The sequence below is a fragment of the Petralouisia muris genome (genome assembly GCF_004793545.1).
In the GTDB taxonomy this organism is placed as follows: Bacteria; Bacillota; Clostridia; order Lachnospirales; family Lachnospiraceae; genus Petralouisia; species Petralouisia muris.
Map to the genome: position 1 here is coordinate 125,250 of NZ_SRYA01000005.1, position 8,349 is coordinate 133,598.

General features: G+C 44.4%; 10 protein-coding genes and 2 pseudogenes. All 12 read left to right on the top strand.

From position 1 onward, the window contains the following. Positions 1–17: 17 nt before the first annotated feature. The gene (locus E5329_RS03805) at positions 18–1,235 is read left to right on the top strand and encodes an FprA family A-type flavoprotein (protein WP_135988272.1); all 1,218 of its coding nucleotides are present in this window, start codon (positions 18–20) and stop codon (positions 1,233–1,235) included. A 269-nt stretch (positions 1,236–1,504) separates the two neighbouring features. Next, positions 1,505–2,272: an MBL fold metallo-hydrolase gene (locus tag E5329_RS03810; protein WP_135988273.1), complete on the top strand. Its 768-nt coding sequence runs from the start codon at positions 1,505–1,507 to the stop codon at positions 2,270–2,272. 48 nt (positions 2,273–2,320) lie between these two features. Beyond that, positions 2,321–4,006, top strand: a complete 1,686-nt coding sequence (locus E5329_RS03815) for a right-handed parallel beta-helix repeat-containing protein (protein WP_135988274.1) — start codon at positions 2,321–2,323, stop codon at positions 4,004–4,006. 11 nt (positions 4,007–4,017) lie between these two features. After that, positions 4,018–4,497, top strand: a complete 480-nt coding sequence (gene rnhA, locus E5329_RS03820) for a ribonuclease HI (RefSeq protein ID WP_135988275.1) — start codon at positions 4,018–4,020, stop codon at positions 4,495–4,497. A gap of 4 nt (positions 4,498–4,501) precedes the next feature. Continuing rightward, a complete protein-coding gene (locus E5329_RS03825) occupies positions 4,502–4,804 on the top strand; it encodes a response regulator transcription factor (protein WP_168356505.1) in 303 nt (100 codons plus the stop codon). Continuing rightward, on the top strand, positions 4,758–5,711 hold the full coding sequence (locus E5329_RS03830; protein ID WP_168356506.1) for a sensor histidine kinase: 954 nt from the start codon (positions 4,758–4,760) through the stop codon (positions 5,709–5,711). Before E5329_RS03825 ends, E5329_RS03830 begins: the two co-directional genes overlap by 47 nt. 168 nt (positions 5,712–5,879) lie before the next feature. After that, positions 5,880–6,071: pseudogene (locus tag E5329_RS03835) on the top strand (ATP-binding cassette domain-containing protein); the annotation flags it as partial. Further along, positions 6,067–6,929 (top strand): annotated as a pseudogene (locus tag E5329_RS32085) (CHAP domain-containing protein); the annotation flags it as partial. The pseudogenes E5329_RS03835 and E5329_RS32085, both read left to right, overlap by 5 nt. Then, the gene (locus E5329_RS03850; protein ID WP_135988281.1) at positions 6,880–7,098 is read left to right on the top strand and encodes a hypothetical protein; all 219 of its coding nucleotides are present in this window, start codon (positions 6,880–6,882) and stop codon (positions 7,096–7,098) included. The pseudogene E5329_RS32085 and the gene E5329_RS03850, both read left to right, overlap by 50 nt. Then, the gene (locus tag E5329_RS03855) at positions 7,076–7,438 is read left to right on the top strand and encodes an MmcQ/YjbR family DNA-binding protein (RefSeq protein ID WP_275442979.1); all 363 of its coding nucleotides are present in this window, start codon (positions 7,076–7,078) and stop codon (positions 7,436–7,438) included. Before E5329_RS03850 ends, E5329_RS03855 begins: the two co-directional genes overlap by 23 nt. 41 nt (positions 7,439–7,479) lie before the next feature. Continuing rightward, positions 7,480–7,923 carry a CHAP domain-containing protein gene (locus tag E5329_RS03860; protein ID WP_135988283.1) on the top strand — a complete coding sequence of 148 codons (444 nt, stop codon included), beginning with the start codon at positions 7,480–7,482 and terminating at the stop codon, positions 7,921–7,923. 165 nt (positions 7,924–8,088) lie between these two features. Beyond that, on the top strand, positions 8,089–8,307 hold the full coding sequence (locus E5329_RS29615; protein ID WP_168356507.1) for a hypothetical protein: 219 nt from the start codon (positions 8,089–8,091) through the stop codon (positions 8,305–8,307). Positions 8,308–8,349: the final 42 nt, after the last annotated feature.

The following is an 8,349-nucleotide window of genomic DNA, read 5'->3' on the forward strand; positions in this document are numbered from 1 at the left end:
AGAAGGGAGGAACGCATATGTATTGTGTACGTAAAGTAACCGAGGATTTATACTGGGTGGGCGCCAATGATCACAGGCTTCATTTGTTTGAAAATATTCATCCGATTCCCCAGGGTGTAAGCTATAATGCATATCTGCTTTTGGATAAAGAAACTGTTTTGTTTGATACGGTGGACTGGTCGGCTTACCGCCAGCTTGTGGAAAACCTGGATTATCTGTTGGGAGACCGTCCTTTAGACTGGCTTGTGATTAACCATATGGAGCCAGACCATGCGGCGTCCGTAGAGCAGATCTTGCTTCGTTATCCGGATGTAAAAGTAATTTCCAGTGAAAAAGCCTTTATGCTGATGCGTCAGTTCGGATTCCATCCGGATCTTCATGAATGCATTACGGTGGCGGAAGGAGATACCCATTGCTTTGGCGAGCATACCGTAACCTTTGTAGCGGCTCCCATGGTGCACTGGCCGGAAGCTATGGTGACATTTGATACCACAAACGGCGTACTGTTTGCCGCAGATGCATTTGGTTCTTTTATTGCCCTTGACGGCAAGCTTTTTGCCGATGAAGTGGATTTTGACCGTGACTGGATTGACGAAGCCCGCCGCTATCTGACGAATATTGTTGGCAAGTACGGTCCACATATCCAGCTTTTGTTAAAGAAAGCGTCTGGCATTTTAGACCAGATCAAATTTATCTGCCCGCTGCATGGCCCCGTATGGCGTGAAAACCTGGGCTATTTTGTAGATAAATACGATAAATGGAGCCGGTATGAGCCGGAGGAAACAGGCGTTTTAATTGCCTACGCTTCGATGTATGGCAACACGGAATCAGCAGCTCAGGCGCTGGCGGCAAGGCTTTGCGAAAAGGGATGCACCAATGTGGCAGTTTATGACGTATCGAATACCCATGTTTCTTATCTGATTTCAGAAGCATTTAAGTATAGCCATATTGTGCTGGCCTCCGTGACGTATAATCTGGGAATTTATCCGGTGATGCATAACTTTCTGATGGATATGAAAGCGCTGAACATGCAGAACCGTACCTTTGCCTTGATAGAAAATGGTTCCTGGGCCTGCAAATCAGGAGATCTGATGCAGAAGTTTATTGATGAGGAAATGAAAAACATGACGGTTTTAAATGATAGGTTAAGCATTGCTTCTTCCATGGGAGCAGATAAGAATCTGGAACTGGATGCTCTCGCAGACGCGATTATTGATTCCATGAAAGAAGACTAATGGATATCCTGTAAGCCAAATGATTATGCTCTCGAGTATATTTGACGCCCCCGGCTCAAAGCCGGGGGTAAATTTTTAGAACCAGATCTTAATTGTTCTGCTTAAACGCATTTCACAGCTTCTAATTCATAAATCTTTGGTATGTTCCGACTGTGGGAGGAAACAATGCCCTTTTGGAGATTTATCTGTTTTTTGGCTATACATTTTCCAAAATATTCAGTATAATAAAATACAGCTTACAAATTGCCAGGAGAAAAACGGAGGAAACAATGAAAATTACTTATATCCATCACAGTGCCTTTTGCGTGGAAACCGGCGGGAAGGCGCTTGTTTTTGACTATTTCCGGGGAGACCGGCTCCCCTATTGCAGGTATTGCGGGAAGATGCCAGAATTGCCAAAAGAAACGCCTCTCTATGTATTTTCCAGCCACAGCCACCAGGATCACTTTGATCCGGAAGTGCTGGAATGGAGCAGGAACTATCCGAAAATCCATTACGTTTTTTCAAAAGATATCAAGAAAAAGCTGGGAAATTCCGCATGGAAACGGTTGGGAGTGGATGAAGGAGTGAAGGAGCGCATTACTTATGTGAAGCCTGGGGAACAGCATGAAATAGATGGTGTCACGGTGGAAACTTTGCTTTCCACCGACAGCGGCGTGGCGTTTCTGGTGGCCGTTTCCGGCAAAGTCATCTATCACGCAGGGGATTTGAACTGGTGGAGATGGGAAGGAGAGCCAGAGGAATCCAATGAATATCAGGAAAGGACTTATAAAGAGCAGATTAATCTGCTCTCCGGCCGGAAAATAGATCTGGCTTTCGTAGCGTTAGACCCAAGACAGGAAGGGGATAAATATCTGGGGATTGACTATTTTATAGATCATGTGCAGGCGGGATATATTGTGCCCATGCATATGTGGAAGGAGTACGGGCTGATTGAGGAATATCGCTCCCTTCCCCGGAATGCTTCTGTAAGGGAGAAGATTCTTGTTGTGGAGGGGGAGAATCAGGTCATTACGGCAGATGAAACTTTTCGTTGAATGTTGCTGTATGATTGGGTATAATAAAACATCATACGGAGGTGTAAAATGAAAAAAGATCAAAAGAAAATTATCAAAAGAAGATTTGGATTATGGGCAGCCGTTTTGGTAAGCGGAGTGCTGCTGAACACAGGCCGGGTTCAGGCGGCGTCTGCGCCCAATTACGATTATAATGTAATCACGGATGCAGAAGAAAAGGTCAATCCCAAAGACAAGGTTTCTGATTCTAAAGGAATTCAGAGTGTGCTGAACAAAGCCATCGGCTCTAAGAAGGAGATTACCATTTATTTCCCGGCAGGGACATATAACATTGACAAGACCCTTCGGGTGTATTCCAATACCCACTTAATCCTGGATAAGAATGCAACCCTTTACCGGATGGACAGCTGGGTGAACAGGGAAGTCCTGTTTAATGTGGATCAGAACAGCAAACGGGATGTTGTGGGCAAATATAATATGTCAAAAAACATTACGATAGAAGGCGGAACAATAGACGGCGGCAATACGGCCAAGGCTACCAAGGGAACCGACGTGGTCCGCTTTGACCATGCAGAGAATATTACCATCAAGGATTGTACCATTAAAAATACCTATGACTGCCATATTTTAGAACTGGTAGGGGTAAAAAACGGCGAAGTCAGCGGATGCACTTTTAGCGGGTTTCGTTACAGAAAAGGCAAAGAGAATAATTATACATATGCAAGGGAAGCCATCCAGATTGAAACCGCATGGAAAACCGGTAATGAACCCTGGGCCAGAGGCTCCGTGATTGACGGGACTTCCTGTAAAAATGTGGTAATTACAAACAACAAATTTGATAACATACCCTGCGGCGTAGGCCAGCACCGTCATACGAAGAACGGAAAATACCGGAATGAAGATATTACCATTACCAACAATACCATTACCTGCTCCAACCAAAATAAGGCGGCGAAGATTGCAATTACCTGTATCGGCATTAATAACCTGACGGTAAAAAACAATACCATCAAAGGGCCTTATCAGTTTGCAATGCATGTAATGGTTGCAGACGGAGTAACCATTGAGAACAATAAAGCAGAAGGAATGAAAAAGAATGGAATCATGGTGGATTCTGGCAAGAATGTAGTGATTTCCGGCAATACTCTGAAAAATATTGCAAAACATGGAATTTCCATCGGCGGCGGAAGCGTGAAGAAGGTTTCCGGAAATAAGATTACCAATGTAAAGTGGAATGGAATCAGTGTGGACGATGGCAAAGTAACCAGCATTACCGGAAATACTATCAACAAAGCGAAAAAGCATGGCATTTCCATTATTGATATTCATGGAAAGGCAGACTGTTCCCTGAAAAATATTTTCAATAATACCATAAGCAATACAGGTGAAAATGGAATCTGTGTAAACAAAGCAAAAGTTACCAATGTGTCAGGAAATACGTTAAAGTCCATCAATAAGAGCGGGATTGTATTAATTGCAGGCAGCATTGGTTCCGGGAAGAGCCGCACAAAGGGAATCCAGGAAAATAGCATTACAGGCTGCAAGCAGCATGGAATCGTGGCAATGAGCGGAACGATTTCTTCCATTGGGAAAAATAAGATTTCCAACATGGCCGTAAATGGGATTTCCCTGTCCGGAGACGCTAAGGTTTACTATATTATAAAAAATAACATTAAGAAATGTAAGAGACAGGGCATATTCAACGGCTCTACTTACACCCAGACAAAAATAGAAGGGAATACTGGACAAAAATAAGGAATGAAAACATGGACGTAAAAATATACACAGACGGAGCAGCCCGGGGCAATCCCGACGGGCCGGGAGGCTACGGCGCAGTTCTGGTCTATATGGATCGGGAAGGGAAAATCTATAAAAAAGAAATTTCTGCCGGTTACCGAAAAACCACCAACAACCGTATGGAACTGATGGCAGTGATCCGCAGCCTGCAGGAGCTGAATCGCCCCTGTCAGGTGGAACTGTATTCCGATTCCAAATATGTGGTGGACGCGTTCAACCAGAACTGGGTGTCCGGCTGGCTGAAAAAGGGCTGGAAGAAATCAGACGGGAAACCAGTGAAAAATATCGATCTCTGGAAAGCCTTGCTGAAAGCAATGGCTCCCCACCAAGTAACCTTTATCTGGGTTAAGGGCCATGACGGGCATGTGATGAATGAACGGTGCGACGCTCTTGCCACTTCAGCGGCCGATGGAGAGAATCTTCTGGAAGACGTGCCTCTTACGGAGTAGTACGATGGAGAAGATATTGGTACTGGAGGATGACCGGCTGCTGAATGAAGCGCTGTGTCAAATGCTGTCTGCGGCAGGATATGAAGTAAAGCAAGCCTATTCTCTGCAGGAAGCCCAGGGTCTGCTGGATGGAGGACTGGATTTGCTGTTGGTGGATATCGGTCTTCCGGACGGGGAAGGATTGGAAATCTGCCGGGGCAGCCAAAACACAGGCAAAATTCCTGTAATTTTTCTGACAGCCAGGGATGAGGAAGAAGACATTGTCATTAAAAATGTATTCGGCATGGGATACACATTGGGAGAATGATTATGTTTCAATGGAAACGGCCATCTTGTTTTACCCGCCTTTTGGCAGGCTGCATGGACATCCATACCTTCCTGCGAAAATCAAACATCAGATTGTCCGTCTTTCTGAAACAATCCGGGGCCGGGAAGCCCGCATGAGACGGGAACGGGATCAAACAAGAGAGCTGATTGCAGAGATTGCGCATCAGATGCGGACGCCTCTTGCAAATATGGAAAGCTACACGGAGCTCCTTGTATATCAGCTTTCGCCGACTTCTGCAGCTCAGCCGGGCGGCAGCCTGGAAGGGGTTCCAACAGCTCAGTCAGGCGGCAGCCTGGAAAGGGTTCCTGCAGCTCAGCCGGGCGGCAGCCTGGCAATAGAAAGCTGCATTCTGGCCTTGCAGGCTTCAGAAGAGAAGCTCCGTTTTCTGACAGAAAGCTTTATTAAGATGGCGCGTCTTCAAAACCATTTGATTCAGATTCGGAAAAATCTGGAAAGTCTCAATGCAACAGCAGTCTCCGCCGCCGGTATGGTGCGAAAAACCGCAGAGGAAAAAAAGATTGATATCAAACTGGAAGCGGAGGAAGAAATTCTGGCGTATCATGATCCAAACTGGCTGGGGGAAGCAGTTTATAATCTGTTGGATAACAGCGTAAAATATTCGCCGGAGCATACTGTCATTATCATTCAGATACAGAAAAATGAGATGTACGCCCAGATCAAAATCTCAGATGCAGGCATTGGCATTCAAGAAAATGAAGAAGCCAAAATCTTTCAGCGTTTTTACCGGGGCGCAAACGTCGGCAGACAGCCAGGTTTCGGCCTTGGCCTGTATCTTGTCAGAGAAATCGTGCTGCTGCACGGCGGCTTTGTAAAAGCCCAAAGAAGAGAAAAAGGTCTTTCCATTTCTATTTTTCTTCCAGTGTAAAAGAGAAAAATTTGTAAGCAGATTGTAAGAAGTTCCTGCTAAAATATATACCTGTGAACCGAATGGTTTGCCGACGCTTCTTATTTTTTAAAGTAAAGCAGCAAGTTATTTGGCAAATAAGTATACTTGTGAGTATCAATCATTCTTTCAAGAAAGGCAGGAAATCATATGGAGATCTTACAGACAAAATCATTGAAAAGGTATTATCATACACCCTCCGGCCTGGTACATGCGCTGGATGGTGTTTCTCTCTCTATTCCGGAAGGAGAGTTTGCGGCAGTCACAGGTTCTTCCGGCAGCGGCAAAACAACGCTTCTGAATATGCTGGGCGGTCTGGACTATCCCACTGAAGGAGATCTTGCTCCTCATTGTGGGGATCATTGGCGGCGCTGCATTTATCGGGAGTTCCCAAAGCAGTGAGCCACTCAATGCGGAAGTCCTGGCCCATACCTCGGCGATCCAGCGGTATGCCAGTGAATTTACGCCCGGTGCGATCCAGGATGCGGATTATTCCATCAAGGTGGGCATACAGTATTATGCGAATTGCGTCCGGGAAGCCGGATGTGAAAGCCCACAGGATATGGACAAGCTAAAACTTAGTTTGCAGGGCTATAATTACGGGAATGGGTATGTCTCATGGGCAATCCGGAATCATGGAAGCTATAGTGAAACCAATGCGCAGCAGTTTTCCCAGGAACAGGCAGCCGCCCATGGCCGGTCGAGTTATGGCGATCCGGAGTATGCACCCCATGTGCTTCGGTATTATTCCGGCGGGGGATTGTTTGCCGGACTTTTTGGAAATGGGCAGCTTGTGACCATTGCGAAAAGCCAGTTGGGGAACGAAGGCGGCCAGAAGTTCTGGTCGTGGTATGAATTGACAGCCGGGAGGAATGGTGTGCCTGCTTTGTGTTCTGGTGTGTCGACCAGGCAGGATTGCTCCAAAGCGGCGCAGTACCCAAGTTTTCTCTTTGTACAGATGGCAAGAACTGGTTTCAGAACCAGGGAAGATGACAGGGAGCAGGGAGTATGCCAAGCCCCGGGGCGATCATCTTTTTTGACTGGGACCACGGTGGAACGTGCGACCATGTGGGAATCGTGGAACGTTGTGACGGAACAACCGTCTATACAGTAGAAGGAAACTCCGGGGATGCGGTAAAAGAGAGAAGTTATGCAATCAGTTCAGATTCCATTATGGGGTATGGACGGGTGGTTTATTAAAACATGTGAAAAACGAGTCGTAGATTGGATTGTAGAGGCAGAGGAAGAATGCTATAATATAAGGAAGGGCAGGGCAGATGTCCTGCCTGTTAATAATATGAAAAGTACAATCGTTGGTAAAATAGAAGAACTGGGGAGTGGAGTGTTTGAAATGGGAAGAAATTTTTGAATATGTGAAGAAGCAATATGGAACAGTGCCGGAATATCTCTGGACAACATCACCGGAGAGTGCAGTGGTTCGGCATAAAAATGGAAAGTGGTATGCAGTATTGATGCAGGTAGAAAAATCTAGATTGGGATTAGAAGAAGAGGGTGTGGTAGATGTTATCAATGTGAAGTGTGAACCGGATATGGTTGGACTTCTGACACAGACCTATGGTTTCCTTCCGGGGTATCATATGAATAAAAAATACTGGATTACAATGCTGTTTGATGGAACAGTGAGTGAAGCAATGATATTGGATTTTTTGGATCTGAGCTATGATTTGATAGAGGGGAAGAAAGATTGATTTGTAAATAAACTTGAATGGTATACAGAGGATGAGGGAATATGGAAGCAATAAATATATATACATATTCAAGAATACAAGAGGATATGGCTACTGAATTTGAAAATATTTTCTCACAAAAATCAAAAAAGTTAGGTGTAAACGTACAGGAGTTTGCTGCGATAAAAACGCTTGTTTTGTTGTTAGATATAGAAATTGAAATAAAAAATTTTGAGAATTTTTTTGCTTCATTTACGATAGAGCAGATTGTGACCATTGCAAAGGCCCAACAGGGAGACAAAAACGAGCAGAAGTTTTGGTCATGGTATACCTTTAACTGCCGGAACCCGTATTTTTTTGATTGGGAAGGAGATGGTGAGTCGAATCATGTGGGGATTGTGGAACGGTGTGAAGGAGGGATTGTCTATACCGTGGAAGAAAACTCCGATGATGCTGTGAGGGAGAGATGCTATCCTATTAATTTTAGCTCTACTATGGGATATTAAATTAACAGGAGCAACAAAGAGTCAAACGGAAAGAAACAAGTTGTTGATTGGCTGAACTGTTGCTATAATCTGCATAAGCAATGGGGCGAACCTATTGTTTTTTCTTTTGGTGGGTGTTATTATCTGATAAAAAGTTTTAAAAATATGAAAGGGAGTAAGTGTATTATGAAGAATAAAGTCCTTTTAATTGATGATGACAAAGAACTGTGCAATCTTATAAAAGAATGTATAGAGGAGGAAGAAATTGCGGTAGATTATGTATGCTCTGGTGATTTGGCATTTCAGAAAGTGAAAAAGCTGCAGGATGAGTATAGCTTACACCAGTTTACAACTTTTATAAATGATAGCCCTTTTGTTGGACAAGATATTTCAGGACTCTTATAAGAACAGATGATTTTATCATACTTTCGCTCTTTTTCACGAAAG